The 14,012-nt window shown below is 66.8% G+C and carries 16 protein-coding genes; 5 read left to right on the top strand and 11 right to left on the bottom strand.

Annotated elements, in window-relative coordinates; translation table 11 throughout:
- Window positions 1-6: 6 nt before the first annotated feature.
- The 4 genes from IG178_RS09070 to IG178_RS09055 are packed head-to-tail and all read right to left on the bottom strand — an operon-like array spanning window position 7 to window position 2,936.
- Window positions 7-1,221 (bottom strand): class I SAM-dependent RNA methyltransferase, encoded by a 1,215-nt coding sequence (locus IG178_RS09070; RefSeq protein ID WP_193212224.1) that lies wholly within the window; start codon window positions 1,219-1,221, stop codon window positions 7-9.
- 59 nt (window positions 1,222-1,280) lie between these two features.
- A complete protein-coding gene (locus IG178_RS09065; protein ID WP_193212223.1) occupies window positions 1,281-1,775 on the bottom strand; it encodes a superoxide dismutase family protein in 495 nt (164 codons plus the stop codon).
- Between the two features lie 28 nt (window positions 1,776-1,803).
- On the bottom strand, window positions 1,804-2,559 hold the full coding sequence (locus tag IG178_RS09060; protein ID WP_193212222.1) for a DUF2383 domain-containing protein: 756 nt from the start codon (window positions 2,557-2,559) through the stop codon (window positions 1,804-1,806).
- A 23-nt stretch (window positions 2,560-2,582) separates the two neighbouring features.
- Entirely contained in the window at window positions 2,583-2,936 is a 354-nt protein-coding gene (locus IG178_RS09055) for a hypothetical protein (protein WP_193212221.1), read from the bottom strand.
- Window positions 2,937-3,147: 211 nt separating this feature from the next.
- Between IG178_RS09055 and IG178_RS09050 the strand changes: the two genes are divergently transcribed.
- Window positions 3,148-3,492 (top strand): hypothetical protein, encoded by a 345-nt coding sequence (locus IG178_RS09050; RefSeq protein ID WP_193212220.1) that lies wholly within the window; start codon window positions 3,148-3,150, stop codon window positions 3,490-3,492.
- On the opposite strand, the gene IG178_RS09045 is transcribed toward IG178_RS09050, so the two are convergent.
- From IG178_RS09045 to IG178_RS09035, 3 genes are all read right to left on the bottom strand, one after another.
- Window positions 3,482-3,790 carry a hypothetical protein gene (locus tag IG178_RS09045; RefSeq protein ID WP_193212219.1) on the bottom strand — a complete coding sequence of 103 codons (309 nt, stop codon included), beginning with the start codon at window positions 3,788-3,790 and terminating at the stop codon, window positions 3,482-3,484. The genes IG178_RS09050 and IG178_RS09045 overlap by 11 nt on opposite strands.
- 70 nt (window positions 3,791-3,860) lie before the next feature.
- On the bottom strand, window positions 3,861-4,859 hold the full coding sequence (locus tag IG178_RS09040; RefSeq protein WP_193212218.1) for an alpha/beta fold hydrolase: 999 nt from the start codon (window positions 4,857-4,859) through the stop codon (window positions 3,861-3,863).
- Window positions 4,860-4,916: 57 nt separating this feature from the next.
- A complete protein-coding gene (locus tag IG178_RS09035) occupies window positions 4,917-5,993 on the bottom strand; it encodes an LOG family protein (protein ID WP_193212217.1) in 1,077 nt (358 codons plus the stop codon).
- 80 nt (window positions 5,994-6,073) lie between these two features.
- Here IG178_RS09035 and IG178_RS09030 point away from each other — a divergent pair, with 80 nt between their 5' ends.
- The 4 genes from IG178_RS09030 (at window position 6,074) to IG178_RS09015 (ending at window position 10,711) form a co-directional block, all read left to right on the top strand.
- On the top strand, window positions 6,074-6,514 hold the full coding sequence (locus IG178_RS09030; protein WP_193212216.1) for a nucleoside deaminase: 441 nt from the start codon (window positions 6,074-6,076) through the stop codon (window positions 6,512-6,514).
- Window positions 6,515-6,614: 100 nt separating this feature from the next.
- Window positions 6,615-7,028: an iron chaperone gene (locus tag IG178_RS09025; RefSeq protein WP_193212215.1), complete on the top strand. Its 414-nt coding sequence runs from the start codon at window positions 6,615-6,617 to the stop codon at window positions 7,026-7,028.
- A gap of 61 nt (window positions 7,029-7,089) precedes the next feature.
- Complete coding sequence (locus IG178_RS09020; protein ID WP_193212214.1) at window positions 7,090-9,201, top strand: family 1 glycosylhydrolase; 2,112 nt, start codon at window positions 7,090-7,092, stop codon at window positions 9,199-9,201.
- A 244-nt stretch (window positions 9,202-9,445) separates the two neighbouring features.
- On the top strand, window positions 9,446-10,711 hold the full coding sequence (locus tag IG178_RS09015) for an MgtC/SapB family protein (RefSeq protein WP_193212213.1): 1,266 nt from the start codon (window positions 9,446-9,448) through the stop codon (window positions 10,709-10,711).
- Window positions 10,712-10,714: 3 nt separating this feature from the next.
- Here IG178_RS09015 and IG178_RS09010 read toward each other — a convergent pair whose 3' ends face one another.
- Genes IG178_RS09010 through IG178_RS08995 form a run of 4 tightly spaced genes read right to left on the bottom strand, consistent with a single transcriptional unit; the run spans window position 10,715 to window position 13,981 of the window.
- Complete coding sequence (locus IG178_RS09010; RefSeq protein WP_193212212.1) at window positions 10,715-11,269, bottom strand: RDD family protein; 555 nt, start codon at window positions 11,267-11,269, stop codon at window positions 10,715-10,717.
- A 46-nt stretch (window positions 11,270-11,315) separates the two neighbouring features.
- A complete protein-coding gene (locus IG178_RS09005; RefSeq protein WP_193212211.1) occupies window positions 11,316-11,891 on the bottom strand; it encodes a heme-binding protein in 576 nt (191 codons plus the stop codon).
- 43 nt (window positions 11,892-11,934) lie between these two features.
- Window positions 11,935-12,708, bottom strand: a complete 774-nt coding sequence (locus IG178_RS09000) for a dienelactone hydrolase family protein (RefSeq protein ID WP_193212210.1) — start codon at window positions 12,706-12,708, stop codon at window positions 11,935-11,937.
- Window positions 12,709-12,739: 31 nt separating this feature from the next.
- Window positions 12,740-13,981, bottom strand: coding sequence for a benzoate/H(+) symporter BenE family transporter (locus IG178_RS08995; protein WP_226895217.1), 1,242 nt, complete (start codon window positions 13,979-13,981; stop codon window positions 12,740-12,742).
- Window positions 13,982-14,012 lie beyond the last annotated feature (31 nt).

Here is a 14,012-nt window from a genome sequence, read left to right as displayed (position 1 = left end):
AAAGGACTAGCGCACCAAGGTCATCACGCACTCGAGATGGCGGGTGTGCGGGAACAGGTCGAAGGGCTGGACCTTCTCGAGCTTGAAGCCGCCTTCCTGGAGAATCGCCAGGTCGCGGACCTGGGTGGCGGGATCGCAGGAGACATAAACGACGCGGGCGGGACCGAAGGCGATCAACTGGGAAAGGAACTCCGGTGAGCAGCCCTTGCGCGGCGGATCGATCACGACGGCGGTCTCGGACGCCGGGAATTCGATGTCCGCGAAGATCGCCTCGGCCGAGGCCGCGAGGAAGGTCGCGTTGGTGATGCCGTTCGACTCCGCGTTGCGGCGGGCCCAGTCGGTGGCGGCTTCGCTGACTTCCACGCCGGCGACTTGCTCGAAGCTCTTCGCCAGGGTCAGGGCAAAGAGTCCGGAGCCGCAATAGGCATCGACGAGAAACCTCGTACCACCGGTACAGGCCTCCGCGGCGACATGCCCCGTGAAGGCCGGCAGGATGAAGGGATTGTTCTGGAAGAACTCGCCGGCGAGGAAGTCGAAGGAAATGTCGCCGACGTGCTCGGTGACCACCGCGGCGTTGTTCGTCTCAACACGGCCCTCGGTGGCCCGCAGCAACAAGGTCGCGCCCCGCTTGAACATCTTCGCGCGCTGGTGGATCGACGCGCGCTCGCGCGGCAGGGCGGCGTTGATCTCCTCCATCGCGATCGGGCACTGCGGGACATCGATGATCCCGCTGCGGCGGCCGTTCGGCATGAATCCGATGGGACCAATCTCACCGTCCTTGGGCCGATCGAAATGCGGGGTGATCTTCGACCGGTAATTCCACAGCTTTGGCGAGGGAATGCAGGGCAGCACCGGATGATCGACGCCGGCCATGTGCTGCATCAGCTCTCCCACCTGGCGGGTTTTCCAAGCAAGCTGGGCTTCGTAGCCGAGGTGCTGGTACTGGCAGCCGCCGCAGGTTCCGAACAACTTGCAGCCGGGCTCGGCCCGATCGGGCGAGGGCTCGAGGACCTCGACCAGGTCGGCCTTGGAACAGTTCTTGTCGTTGCGGAAGACCCGTGCCCGGACGAGCTCGCCCGGCAAGCAGAACGGAACGAACACCACCCAGCCGTCGACCCGGCCGATGCCCTCGCCGAGATTGCTCAAGGCATCGATCCGCAGGTCGATCTCCTGGTGGTACTCGAAGGGGTGCGGATGGAATTTCTTCGGCGGGCGCTGCATGACGGGCCCCCGGGTTAGGGCCCGGGGCGGGAATTGCCAAGCCCGCGCTTTGCCCGGGCTCAGCGGAGGTTCCCGGCCGAGAGGACTCCCGTGCCGATCGCGTCGCCGGCATCATCGGCCGACGCGTCCCCGCCGCCGGCGTCGCGATGCACGACCACGGTCAGTCCCTGGAGTTGGCCGGTGTCCCACTTCACGTCCTCGAGCTCCAGGATGTGGGTCGCATTCCCGTTGGCATCCGACATCAGGTTGCCGAGGTCGTCGGGCCGCCTCCGGTCATGGTGGGAATGACTTTCCTTTTCCCCCGACGGCGCCGCTTGGAGCCGGATCGCGTGGACCGCGTCCGGCCGCAGGCCGCCAATCTTCGCGATGACCTCGATGCCGCGGTTCGTCCGGCGAAACAACACGCTGCCCTCCACATGGCTGCCCCCGGCGGGCAGAATCCGGGCGACCAGCTGTTGGCGGCCCGTGAAGCTGACCGGGCGGCCGGGATCCGCAATTGCGGGTTCACTGCAAAGGACCGCGAGGGTGGCGAACAGGATGAGTGACGCTTTCATCGGGACATCGGTTGCAGGGTTGGAATCGTCAGATCGCCGCAGGGACGACGAAGGCCCTCGCCGTGCCGATCCGGTCGAGGAATTCGAGGTGACCTTCGACCCGAGGCAAGAGATGCCGGCGGATCAACTCTTTGACCTCGGCCATCACGCCTGGATCTTCAAGGGCGGCCTGATATTCGCGGGTCACCTGCTTCTCCCCGGCGAGAAGGATCTCGAGCGCCGGCGAATCGCCCAGGGACATGGCGTCGCCGTCGAGCGACCGGGCGAAGCCGCCCCAGATCCCCTCCCTCATCGCCGGCTGCCCTCCCATCGAGGCGATGTGCTGGCGCAAGCGGCTGGCGCTGTCCTCGTGGTCGGCGAGGATTCTTTCGAGATCGCTCCGCAACGGATCGTCGCGGAAATGATCGATCGCCTGCAGATAGGTCGCGATCGCGGAGAGCTCGCTGCGCAGGAGCCGATCACACGCGGCCAGGCATGCCTCGACGCGGCGGCCCGGCAAGCCACCCTGCTTCAGAAGCCCCCACGCCTTGGCCACGCCGAGCCCCAGCAGCACGGGTGGCAGCAAGGGCAGGGCGAGACGGACGGCAGCACCGGCAATCCGGCCCACCGGCAGGCTCCGCACGGCAAAGCCCAGGCCCGCCGCGGCGGCGAGCGTGGCCGCCGGTTGTTCGGCGATGGCGGATTCGAGTTTCGTGCGGGCCATTTCCAGCTGTTGCTTGCCGGCATTGATCTTCCGCTCAACCCATTGGTCGGGCCGGATTACCGTGGATGGATTCGTGTTCATGGCTCCAGGTTCCGCTGAAGGGTTCATGAGCGGGTGGCGAGTTTGCTCACCTGCTGCCCGACCGATTTGGCCAACTCGCTGCGCCGGACATCTTCCCATGCCTGGCGGAGCCGCTTGGATGCTTCCGGCGACAGGGATTGGAAAAAGTTGTCGCTCGAACGCCCGTGGCGGCGTTGCGACAAAAGCAGCCAGCCGAGCGCGAAACCTGTCGCGGCGACGCCGGCGATTTCCGGCAAGGAGGCCGCCCGGATCCGGCGTCCGGCCCGCTTCATCAGGTGGCAGACGCCCTGTTCTTCCGGCAGATGATCTTCATCGCTGGTTCGCGGCGCGGTGGAAGGCACATAGTGGTCTGGTGTGGGAATTTCGTTCGCGTTCATGTCGAAATCCTGTCCGCAGGCTCCGCGCCAAGCGCCAACACCCCGTCACAAGCCATTGGTTTCGTGCACCTCATACCGACCCAGGCGGGAGCCATCGACGTCCGGTCCCAGCGCCGAAGAATGCGCGATGCGGAATGCCGCGGGCAAATCGCAACGCCCGGGCATCCGGCCGTATCTTGCAAGATCTGCGTCAGGATGGCAGCTTGTCCCGGTGAAAGCGCTTCTCTGCTTGCTGATGACGGGCGTGCTCCAGGCCGGAGGGATCGAGGGCACGATCTGGTATGACGCCAAGGGCGAGGTCGCGTGGGTCGAGGGTCCGGCGGCGGAGAAGCAAGCACGCGAGCCATTCGTCCCGCATTGGGTGCGGGCGGAACAGCGCCGCGACCGGGGACGGCGTCCCGAATTCCGGGCCTACCGGCGATACGACGACACCCTCTGGACGACCGGCTATGCCGCGGGATATCGCAGGCCGGTGCGGTGCTGGCCCGCCACGTTCCGTTACCAGCGGGTTCCCTGCGTCCGGCCGCTCGGCGGGATCGGGGTGATCATTCGCTGACCTGCCGGCCGTCCTTGGGCGGCGTGGCGATCACCGGCCCGCCGGCGTTGGCAACCGGCACCGTGGGATTCATGTCCCGTTCGTCGGGAAGCTTCCCGGTGACGTCGGGAATGCGCATGCCGCTTTCCTGGCGCACCATCGGCGGCGCGACTTCCGGCTCCTCATCGACGCGTGGCGCAGGCTTGCCGGTCGTCTGCTTCGGGGGTGTCACCGGATCGCCCTCGACCACTTGCGCCTTCGGCGGGGCGCACGCGGCAAACAGGCAGGTCAGGGCGAGGCAGGGAACGATGCGGATCATGGGCTTGGGAGCGGACATTGGCGCAGGGGCCATGGCAATGCAATGGCGAAGCCCCGACCGTTAGATCGGCTCACTTTGCCTGCTTCGGCAGGTCTTCCAGCCACTCCCCGACGTCGCCAATCACCTTGTCCTTGAGGTCATCGTACATCAGCAGGTGATACGAGTCGGGGTAGTAGCGGCGCGAGCGGCCGGCCTCCTTGGGGATATTGCCGTAAAACCCCTTCACATCCGTCTCGCTGCTGAAGAAGTCCTTCCCGCCGTGCAACACCAAGGTCGGGACCTCGAAGGAGCGGGCACAGTCGGGCATGCCGTCGATCAGGTCGCTCAGCGTCACCAGCAGCCGAAGGGTGTGCTTGTCGATATGCCAGGCATTCGTGTCCGCCTGCTCCGAGTGCACGGTATCGTGGGTCATCTGCACCGGTTGGCCGCCGGCGATCGTTTCCAGCGACAAGCGCGCCGTGGGTGCCACCTTCGACACCCCGTGGACGAGGTCCTTTTTCCACTGGGGGAAATCGTCGCGGAACTTGACCACCGGCGATGACAGGACCAACGCGTCGCAAGGGGACTTGCCGCCGCCGGCCACGGCTTCCTGATAGGCGTGCGACACGATCAGGGCGCCCATGCTCTCCCCGAACCAGACAATCCGGGCCTTGGGGTGCTTGGCGCGGACCATGTCGGAAAACCGGTCGAGGTCGCGGAACCACAACTCCGGGTCATCGATGTCGCCGCGCCGCTCCTTCAGCGGATCCTTCCCCTGGCCCCTGACCTCGTAGGCGTAGAGCCCGATGTCCGGTTGGTCCTTCAGCAGCCGCAGGCCGAGATTCTCATAGTCGATGGAAGCACCGCAAAAGCCGTGGACGCCCACCACCACGGTCTTCGGCTGGGCGCCTTCGCGCACCCACTTGCGGTAGCCGAAGGTCTCCTGGCGGACGGCTTCCTCCGGACGATCGGTGACAAGGGTGTAGCTCGGGGCGCACTGGCTGAGGAGTACGCCCGCCAGCAAGGCCCCGCCCAGCCGGAAGGCCGCGCGGGTCGATGTGTCACCTGGAGCCCATGAAATGCGCTTCATTCCCGGGAAGCCTGCCATCTGGCATTGCACACCGCAACTCCGCTTTCCGGGCCGGTGTCATCCCACCACAGCCGTCCGGGTTTTCTCCAACCCGCTGCGGATCGCCGGGAGGATGTCCTCGAGGGTGTTGGCCACGGCGAAGTCGCCGGGCTCACAGAGGTCGCTGAGCAGATTGATCAGCGGATCCCAGAAGCGGACACCGGCGGCATTGGAGCGGTTGAACACGATCACCGGCTTGCCGGCCATCAAGGGGTTCTTCTGGTGCTTGAAGATCATCAGCGCGAGCAGCTCCTGGACGGTCCCCGCGCCGCCGGGGAAAATCACGAAAGCGTCGGAGTTCTCGATCATCACCTCCATCCGGGTGTAGATGTCTCCGCGCAGCCAGAAGCTGGACAGGCCGTCGGGCAATCCCTCGAGCTCGATGATGTGCGGCACGTTCGATCCCGCGGTCCAGCCGCCGGCGCCGACCGATCCCTTCACCACCGCCCCCATGATCCCCGACTTGCCGGCCCCGGACACGCAGCCGAGGCGGTTCACCGCGAGCAGGCGGCCGAGTTCCTCGCCGTCGCGGAGATAGGATGGCTCCTCCAGGGTCGCCGAGCAGAACACGCAGACATTGCCGAGATAGTCATCCGGCACCGGGGTCTCGAACGAGGTCGCCTTGCTCTCGCCCATCTTCTCGCGGCCGGCATCCGGCAGGCCGCGGGAAGCCACCACGTCCAGGGTTTCCAGCACCGCTTCCGGACTCTCCGAGCCGAGCAGGAAATCCCGGTGGTCCTGCTTGATGGTGCCCATGCGGTTCAGGTGATCGAGCACCGAGAACAACGGGTCCCAGGAGAAGTCGGCATTGAGGATGACGGTCGGCTTGCCGGCCAGGTTCTTGTCGAGGGTCTGGTAGCCGACGAAGATCGAGATCGCCTTGAACATGTCTTCCAGCGTCGCCCCGGGCGTGAACACGAAGGCATCCGCCTCAATGATCTTGCGCTCGATGTTGGACAGGGTGATGCGCTGGTCACCGTTCGAATTGTAGATGTCCCAACCGGCACCGAAGAGCAGGTAAAGCAGGCGGGCGCGCACCGCGCGGCCCGGGTCATCGGTGCCGAGAACGGTTCCAGAAAGTCTTACTTTAGGCATGGGATTCGCTAAGGGTGAAATGAACTAGCAGTCGCCGTGCCGGGTCAAATCCAGCGCACGAACACCGCATGATAGCGCATATGGATCCCTTTCTTCAAGCCGCCATCAACGAAGCATCCGCAGGCCTTTCCGAGGGCGGCATCCCGATCGGCAGCGTGCTGGTCCGCCAGGGCATCATCCTCGGCCGCGGGCACAACCGCCGCATGCAGCAGGGGAACCCGATCCTCCACGGCGAAATGGATGCCCTCCAGAACGCCGGCCGCCTGCCCGCCCACATTTATCGCGAGTGCACGCTCTACACCACGCTCTCGCCGTGCCCGATGTGCACCGGTGCCATCCTGCTCTACGGGATCCCGAAGGTGGTGATCGGCGAGAACCAGACCTTCATGGGGGAGGAGGAGCTGCTGCGCAGTCGCGGGGTCGAGACCGAGGTCGTCCAGAGCGCGGCTTGCATCGACCTGATGAAGCGCTTCATCGACCAGAACCCGACCGTCTGGAACGAAGACATCGGCGAGCCCTGATCAAAGCGTCACCTTCAGGCGGACGGGCGCAAAGTCGTCGCGTGCCCGTGCACCGGGAAGGCTGTTGCACCGCCCCGCGACATGACATCCTGACCGCCCGATGAAAGCGCCCGGTCACATCACCACCGCGGAGGAATACCTGGCCTGGGTGCCGGAACCACGGCGCGCCGCCTTGACGGCGCTCCACGAACTGATCCTCAAGGCCGCCCCCTCACTGACGCCGGCCATCGTCCACGGCATGATCGGCTACGGGCCCGCCCGCGACCGCACGAAGAACGGCGGCGAGGGCGAGTGGTTCACCATTGGCCTGGCCAACCAGAAGCGGAACATGAGCCTCTACTTCTGCGCGGTCGAAGATGGAGTCTATCTCGCCGAAGGCGCAAAAGAGCGGCTCGGCAAGGTGTCGGTCGGCAAAAGCTGCGTGCGCTTCACCAGGCTGGAGCACCTGGATCTGGCCGTGGTCGGGGAGCTGGTGAAGCGCGCCGCGGCACTGGGTCCCTGCCGCGCCGGGTGACAAGCGCGTCACGGCGAAGCCCACGCTTTGCCAGCGGCCCTCTCTGCCCCATCGTCGGCGCGTGCCCTTTCCGCCGGACTTTCTTTTCGGGACCGCCAACGCCGACCACCAGGTGGAGGCGCACGATCCCGGACGCGAGGATGTCTGGGACCTCTGGGAGCGCAGCCAGGGGCTGACCCCGCGCGGCAGGGCCACCGACTTCTGGAACCGCTACCCGGAAGACATCGCCGCCGCGGCCGCAACGGGCTGCAAGTTGTTCCGGTTCTCCATCGCCTGGGCACGGGTCGAGACCGCCGCGGGAAACTTCGACGACGGGGCGCTCGCCCACTACCGGCGGGTGGCGGAGTGCATCCGGTCGCACGGCATGAAAGTGATGGTGACCCTCCATCACTTCGTCTGGCCGGTGTGGCTGGAGCGGGACCACGGCGGGATGATCGGCGCGGACTTCCCCGACCTTTTCGCCCGCTACGCCGGCAAGGCCGCGGAGACGCTCGGCGACCTGACCGACTACTGGATCACCTTCAACGAACCGAGCCAGCTGACCTTCGGCTACATCAAACCGTGGTGGCAGAACCGCTACTACATGCCCCCCGGCCTGCCGCGCGGCACCGAGGTCGATGCGGAGGCCAAGGCGGTGGGGAAGCTGATCCCGAACCTGTTCCGCGCCCACGCCCGGGCCCGGCAGCGGATCAAGCGGCTCGACCCGTCGGCGAAGGTCGGCGTGAATCCGCTGGTCACCGGTTTCCCGACCTGGCTGCAGATGCTGATGGACTGGGGTGCCTGCCACCGCGGCCTGTCGGAAGCCGTGTTCAAGTTCACCACCAAGGGCGCCCTGGTCGGCGGTCACGGCGAGGTCGACCTGGTCATCGGCGGGGTGACGGAGACCGACCAGACCGGCTTCGAGTTCAGCGACCCGTATCTGCGCACCGGCAAGGCGGTGCTGGTGCACCGCGACCACGCCGGGGACGGCATCGCCTCCCTCGGGGGCCGCCCGGTCGGGGTGATCGCGGTCGGCAACCAGCCCGACGGCTGGAAGCGCGACCTCCCCGGCGATTGCCGCAAGGTGGTGTTTTCCAACTACGACGACGCTCGTAGCTCCCTGGCGGCCGGCAAGGTCGATGCGGTCTACGGCGACGCCTTCCTGCTGCTCCCGGACGGAACCCCGGAAGCCGACCGCTACCGGTTCCTCGTCACCGGCCTGAGCGACGAGCACTACGTGGTCGTCGCCCCGCACGGCCACGCCCGCCTGATGGCCCGGGTCGATCGCGCGGTGGCCGCTTTCCGGCGCGAGCTCTCGGAGGACGCCCGGCCAGGGGACGGGGTCGCCAAGGAAATCGCGCGGCCGCTCTCGCTCCACGAGCTGTTCACGGGCGACGACACCTTGCCCGAAAGCATCGCCGGTCACCGCGGGATCCGCCGGATCAGGCGCCGCGGGCGGATCCGCGTGGGGCTCCGCCACGATGCCCCCGCGGATGGGCTGGAAGCCCGCCTGGCAAGGCTGATCGCCATCGAGGTGCTCGGCGACGGGGCCAGGCTCGACCTGGTTCCGATCGATCCCTGCGACCGCTTCAAGGTGCTCCAATCCCGGACGGGCTGGTTGAACTGGGCCTGGCGCTTCTGGGGCACGACCAGCCTGATCGCGAACGCCAACTGGTGGTATCTCGGCATTTCCGGCCGGCTCCCGGAGGAACTCTGTCCGGAAGAAGCCGTCGGGGCCCAGGACTTCGTCGGCCTCGACTACTACTGGGGCCTGCCGACCTGGCGCCTGCACAAGTTCCGCCTGCTGGAGGACGCCGCCCACGGCCGCTTCCTGCGCGCCCCGGTGTGGCCGCAGGGATTGTTCCACGCGCTGCGGCGCTTCCACCGCTGGTTCCCGGACCAGGAACAGCTGGTGGTGGAAAACGGCTGCGTTCCCACGGCGGACGGCATGACCCGCGGCGACTACATCCGCGCCCATCTCGCCCAGGTCAGGCGGGCGCTGGCGAAGGGTGTGCCGGTCAAAGCCTACAACTACTGGTCGATCACTTCCAACCGCGAGTGGGGCCATCCCTTCGACCCGAACACCGACTTCGGCCTCTACTTCGTCGACCTCGACCGCGATCCGGCGCTGACGCGCCACGAAACCCCGGAGGTCGCGCAGTTGCGCGAAATCATCGGGGATGCCGGCGCTTGAGTCCTTGGAATGCGCCGGCAGAGGGAGCGCAGCGACCGGCGACGGCGCTTTGTTGCGGCTGACTGCTCCCCACGGACCAGCCGTCCCATAGACAATCCCGCGGGACGCTCCGGCGATTCATTGCCGGAACATCCAGACTCCCCTTCCGATACCCCGAAAGCGGTGTCGCCGGTACGCTCTGCCACCGCACTCCAAGGGCCTCCTTGCCGGATCGGCAAGCACGGTCTAACATGACCGAACCGCCATGATCGCCGATGTCAACCTGCCGGAATCCCTCGAGCTGCTGAAGTCGTTCGGCACGGCCCTCGGGCTCGGCCTGCTGGTCGGGCTCCAGCGCGAGTGGCGGCGCGACAAGGTCGCCGGCATCCGGACCTTCCCGCTGATCACCCTGTTCGGTGCCCTCAGCGGTTTCCTGTCGACCACCTTCGGGCCCTGGGTCATCGCGGCGGCGCTGATCGCCTGCACCAGCCTGGTCATCCTCGGCAACCTCGCCGCCCTGCGGAAACCGGATCCGGACACCGGCCTGACCACCGAGATCGCGGCGGTCGTGATGTTCCTGATCGGCGTGATGGTGATCCTCGGTCACCGCCTGGAAGCGGTGGTCTGTTCCGGCACGGTGATGGTGCTATTGCAAATCAAGAAGCCGCTGCACGGGATGGTGCGAAGGATCGGCGAGAACGACCTCAAGGAGATTGCCCGCCTGGTCCTCGCCGGGCTGGTCATCCTGCCCCTGCTGCCGAACCGCGACATGGGCTACCTCGATGTCTTCAATCCTTTCAAGGTCTGGCTGCTGGTGGTGCTGATCGTCGGCATCAGCCTGGCCGCCTACCTCGCCGGCAAGATCCTGGGCGGCAAGAAGGGCACCTTGCTGGCGGGGATCCTTGGCGGCCTGATTTCGAGCACCGCGACCACCGCCAGCGTGGCCCGCCGGAGCAAGTCGAACCCGCAGGGGGCTGCCTCGTTCGCGGTGATCGCGTTGATCGCGTCGGCCGTGGTTTTCGCCCGGGTGCTGGTGGAAGTGTGGGTGGCGGCGCCGGGCGAAGGCCGCGCGATGATCCGGCCGCTGGCCGTGATGATGGCCTGGACCGCCCTGGTCGCGGCGGTGGCCTACCGGGTCAGCCTCCGGCGGCAGCAGGACGTCACCGAAGACGAGGCCCCGTCCGAGCTGAAGGGCGCGGTCCTGTTCGCACTGCTCTACATCGCCGTGCTCTACGGCGTCGCCTTCGCCAAGGAAGAACTCGGCGATACCGGGCTCTTCGCCGTGGCGGCGGTCTCGGGGCTCACCGACATGGACGCGATCACGCTCTCGACCTCGCGGCTGGTTTCCGGCGGCCATGTCGAGACCACCACCGGCTGGCGACTGATCCTTGTCGGCGGCATGGCGAACCTCGTGTTCAAGGGCGGCATGGTGGCCGTGCTGGGAACCCGGGCAATGATCAAGGCAACCTTGCTCGGCTTCGCCGCCGCGCTGGCGGGCGGTGCCGCCCTGCTCGCGCTGTGGCCCGGATGACGACTAGGCCCCGGCTACCGGCGGGGTCACCGGAGTGACCTCGGGGGTGCACACCACCACCTTGGTGCCCGCGAGGTAGTCGTGCAGGCAACGCTTGTCGCGACCGAAGATGGCGAGCGAGTTGGCCAGTCCGATGAACCCCCCGATGACCGGAATCAGCCCGGCAAGGGTAAACGCCCCGTAGCGCTTCACGATCAGGTCCCCCAGCGACGGGTTCCGGTCGTCCATGGTCACGATCCGCGTACCCACCGCCTTCTTGCCGATGGTTTGCCCCTGGTCGCGGAGGAACTTGAAGTTGATCCCGATGAAGATCCCGAGCCCCAGCACCGACAACACCGCGGTCTGCCACCACTGCTGGCCGCCTTTGGGAGCGAAGATGTTCTGTTGGAAAAGCAGGAAGTAGAGCCCGAAGACCACCACCAGGTTGATGAGTCCGTCGATCACGGCACCGCCGAAGCGTTGCCCGCGGGTGGCGAGCTGCGCACCCGTCACGGGAAGCTCCGGCATGGGATCGGAAACGGTCGGCGGGGTGTAGGGATTCACGGGTGCTTCGGACATCCCGCTTCACTAACAATCCCGGCCGGTCCTGTCGATCCGTGAGATATCAATCGATCACCGCCTGCAGTTCCCAGGTCCGTTTCTCGCGCGGGGTGCCCGGCCCGTTGTAGCCGAGCAGGCGGAAGCCCTTGCTTTCGACCGACTTCTCCCCGAGCACCGCTTCCAGTTCGGTCCGGGCCTTCGAAATGTTCTCCTTCGAGTCGCTGCCCTGCCAGGTGTAACTGAGGGCCGTCGAAGCCGGCACATCCTTGACCTCGACCTTCGCGCCGTCGGGACCGGTCGTGCCGACCTTGCCGTTCTGATAGAGAAAGGCCATCGCGGTCTGCCGGTTGTCGCCGTCCATGGTCATCTCGACCGGTGCGGTCATCGGGATGTCATGCTTCTTGATATGGGTGAAGAGCGTCCAGAAAGCGCTGGTCTCGCCCTTGCCATTGGTGAAGGCGGCGCGGTAGGCGGGGTATTGCTTTTCGACCACCTTGCCGTAGGGACCTGGCTCGGGCCAGCCCTTCGGCAAGGGCGCCTCGTCGACGTAGGAGGATCCTGGCTTCGCGGCAGCCGGGTCGCCGGCATGCAAGTTGCCGGCGGCCATCAGCGCGAACAGCGGGAAGAATTTCTTTTTCACGCCATCAAGCAAGCGAGCGCGCGGCCGCCCGCAACCGGAAATCTCACCCCCCGAAAAGTTCCGCGAAGAACAGCTTCATGTGCTCCCACGAACGCCGGTCGGCCTTTTCGTTGTAGGCCGCGCCCTTCGAGTTGTCGTCGCCGGCCATCTTCTGGGTGAAGGCATGGACCGCCCCGCTGTAGGCGATGAACTGCCAGTCGGCACCGGCGTCGCGCATCTCCTGCTGGAACCCGCTGAGCTCGTCGGCGGGAACAAAGGGATCATCGGCGCCGTGGCACACCAGCACCTTCGCCTTCACGCCGCCCTTCGCCGCGGCCTTGCCATCGCCAGCGCCCAAGCCGCCGTGGAAGGAAACCACGCCGGCAAGGTCCGCGCCACTGCGGGCCAGCTCCAGCACCCCGGTGCCGCCGAAGCAGTAGCCGATCGCGGCGATCTTCGTGGCATCGGTGTGCTCGTCCTTCTTCAGCACCTCGAGACCGGCGTCGAGGCGGGCGCGATAGAGGTCGCGGTCGTCCTTGTATTTCCCGGCCTCCTTCCCCGCTTCGGGTGGCTGCGGCCGGATGCCCTTGCCGTAGATGTCGGCGGCGAAGACATTGAAGCCCATCTCCGCCAACAGGCGCGCGCGCATCTTCTCGTAGTCGGTCAGCCCGGTCCACTGGTGGATGATCAACACCCCCGGCCGTTTGCCCGGAAACGCGTCGTTGTAGACATGGAAGCCTTCGAGGGTGGTGCCGCCTTGGTCGTATTCCACGGTCTTTTCCACCAGCGCGGCGGAGGCGGAGGCGGCGGTGAGCAGGGAGAGGAGAAGCGTTTTCATCGTGGTCAGCAAAGCGTGCCCGCCGGCGCTGTCAAACCGCGGATTCGGCCCGCTTGCGCAAGGCGAGCACCACCCCGCCGGCGGCGATTCCCCAAAAGGCGGATCCCACGCCGAGCAGCGTGATGCCCGACAGGGTCACGAAGAAGGTCATCGCCGAGGCCTCGCGATAGGCCTCGTCCGCCAAGGCGGCCGCCAGCGAGTTGGCGATGGTTGCCAGCAGCGCCAGCCCGGCCACCGCCAGCACCAGTTCGTGCGGGAAGGCGGCGAACAAGCCCGCCACGGTCGCCCCGAAGATCCCGATCAACAGGTAGAAGAAGGCCGCGCACAGCGGCGCCCAGTAGCGCCGCCTTGGGTCGGGATGGGCTTCCGGCCCGACGCAGAACGCCGCGGTGATCGCCGCCAGGTTCAGGGCGAAGGCCCCGAACGGTGCCAGCAGGAAGGTCGACACGCCGGTCCAGCCGATGATCTTCGACACCGGGGCCTCGTAGCCACCGACCCGGATGGCGGCGATCCCGGGCAGGTTCTGCGAGGCCATGGTGACGATGAACAGCGGGATACCCACGCCGATCAGCGCCGAAAGCGAGAACTCCGGCGTGGTCCACACCGGCGTGGTCACCGACCACGGCACCGACTCCAGGTGGAGCAGGCCCTGCACCGCCGCGATCACCACGCCGAGGACCAGCACCACCGGCACGTTCGCCCGCGGCCAGAAGCGCCGGCCGGCCACGTAGGCCGCGGCCATCGAAAGCACCAGCGGCGGGTTCTCCGGGATCGCGGTGAAGGCATCGAGCGCGAAGCGCGAGAGCACCCCCGCCAACAGGGCCGAGGCCAGCGGCAGCGGCAGGCGCTTCATCACCCGCTCGAAGCCGCCGCTGAAACCGGCGATCATCACCAGCACCGCGCTGAACAGGAAGACGCCGATCGCCTGCGGCATCGTCAGGTTGCCCGCCGCGGCCGCCGCCCCGATCACCGCGGCGCCGGGGGTCGACCACGCGACCAGGATCGGCTTCCGCGTCGCCAGCGACAGCGCGACGGTCGGGATCGCCATGCCGATGCCGATCGCCCACAGCCACGACGCCGTCTGCTCCGGCGTCGCGCCCAGATTCCGCGTCGCCTGGAAAATGATCGCGACCGAGCTGGTGAAGCCGACGAGCACCGAAACGAACCCCGCGACCAGGGCGGAGAAGGAAAAGTCTTTCAGCATGGCGGCGCCGGCAGCCAACCAGACCGGGCGCCCCCTGACCACCCCGGGCAGCGGAATTTTCCGCATCATCCGCGTAACACATCCGGCGGGTTGCTTCTGG

Source organism: Neoluteolibacter marinus (assembly GCF_014904755.1).
Taxonomy (GTDB): Bacteria; Verrucomicrobiota; Verrucomicrobiia; order Verrucomicrobiales; family Akkermansiaceae; genus Haloferula; species Haloferula marina.
Note: the sequence above shows the minus strand (reverse complement) of the source record. Positions and strands in the feature narration are given on the sequence as shown.

Excerpts from the sequence above, each read along its gene's own strand:
- IG178_RS09010 (WP_193212212.1), bottom strand. The coding sequence starts at position 11,269 with ATGTCCGAAGCACCCGTGAATCCCTACACCCCGCCGACCGTTTCCGAT.
- IG178_RS09060 (WP_193212222.1), bottom strand. The coding sequence starts at position 2,559 with ATGAACACGAATCCATCCACGGTAATCCGGCCCGACCAATGGGTTGAG.
- IG178_RS09045 (WP_193212219.1), bottom strand. The coding sequence starts at position 3,790 with ATGATCCGCATCGTTCCCTGCCTCGCCCTGACCTGCCTGTTTGCCGCG.
- IG178_RS09035 (WP_193212217.1), bottom strand. The coding sequence starts at position 5,993 with ATGCCTAAAGTAAGACTTTCTGGAACCGTTCTCGGCACCGATGACCCG.
- IG178_RS09025 (WP_193212215.1), top strand. The coding sequence starts at position 6,615 with ATGAAAGCGCCCGGTCACATCACCACCGCGGAGGAATACCTGGCCTGG.
- IG178_RS09055 (WP_193212221.1), bottom strand. The coding sequence starts at position 2,936 with ATGAACGCGAACGAAATTCCCACACCAGACCACTATGTGCCTTCCACC.
- IG178_RS09015 (WP_193212213.1), top strand. The coding sequence starts at position 9,446 with ATGATCGCCGATGTCAACCTGCCGGAATCCCTCGAGCTGCTGAAGTCG.
- IG178_RS08995 (WP_226895217.1), bottom strand. The coding sequence starts at position 13,981 with ATGATGCGGAAAATTCCGCTGCCCGGGGTGGTCAGGGGGCGCCCGGTC.
- IG178_RS09065 (WP_193212223.1), bottom strand. The coding sequence starts at position 1,775 with ATGAAAGCGTCACTCATCCTGTTCGCCACCCTCGCGGTCCTTTGCAGT.
- IG178_RS09000 (WP_193212210.1), bottom strand. The coding sequence starts at position 12,708 with ATGAAAACGCTTCTCCTCTCCCTGCTCACCGCCGCCTCCGCCTCCGCC.
- IG178_RS09070 (WP_193212224.1), bottom strand. The coding sequence starts at position 1,221 with ATGCAGCGCCCGCCGAAGAAATTCCATCCGCACCCCTTCGAGTACCAC.
- IG178_RS09030 (WP_193212216.1), top strand. The coding sequence starts at position 6,074 with ATGGATCCCTTTCTTCAAGCCGCCATCAACGAAGCATCCGCAGGCCTT.
- IG178_RS09040 (WP_193212218.1), bottom strand. The coding sequence starts at position 4,859 with ATGAAGCGCATTTCATGGGCTCCAGGTGACACATCGACCCGCGCGGCC.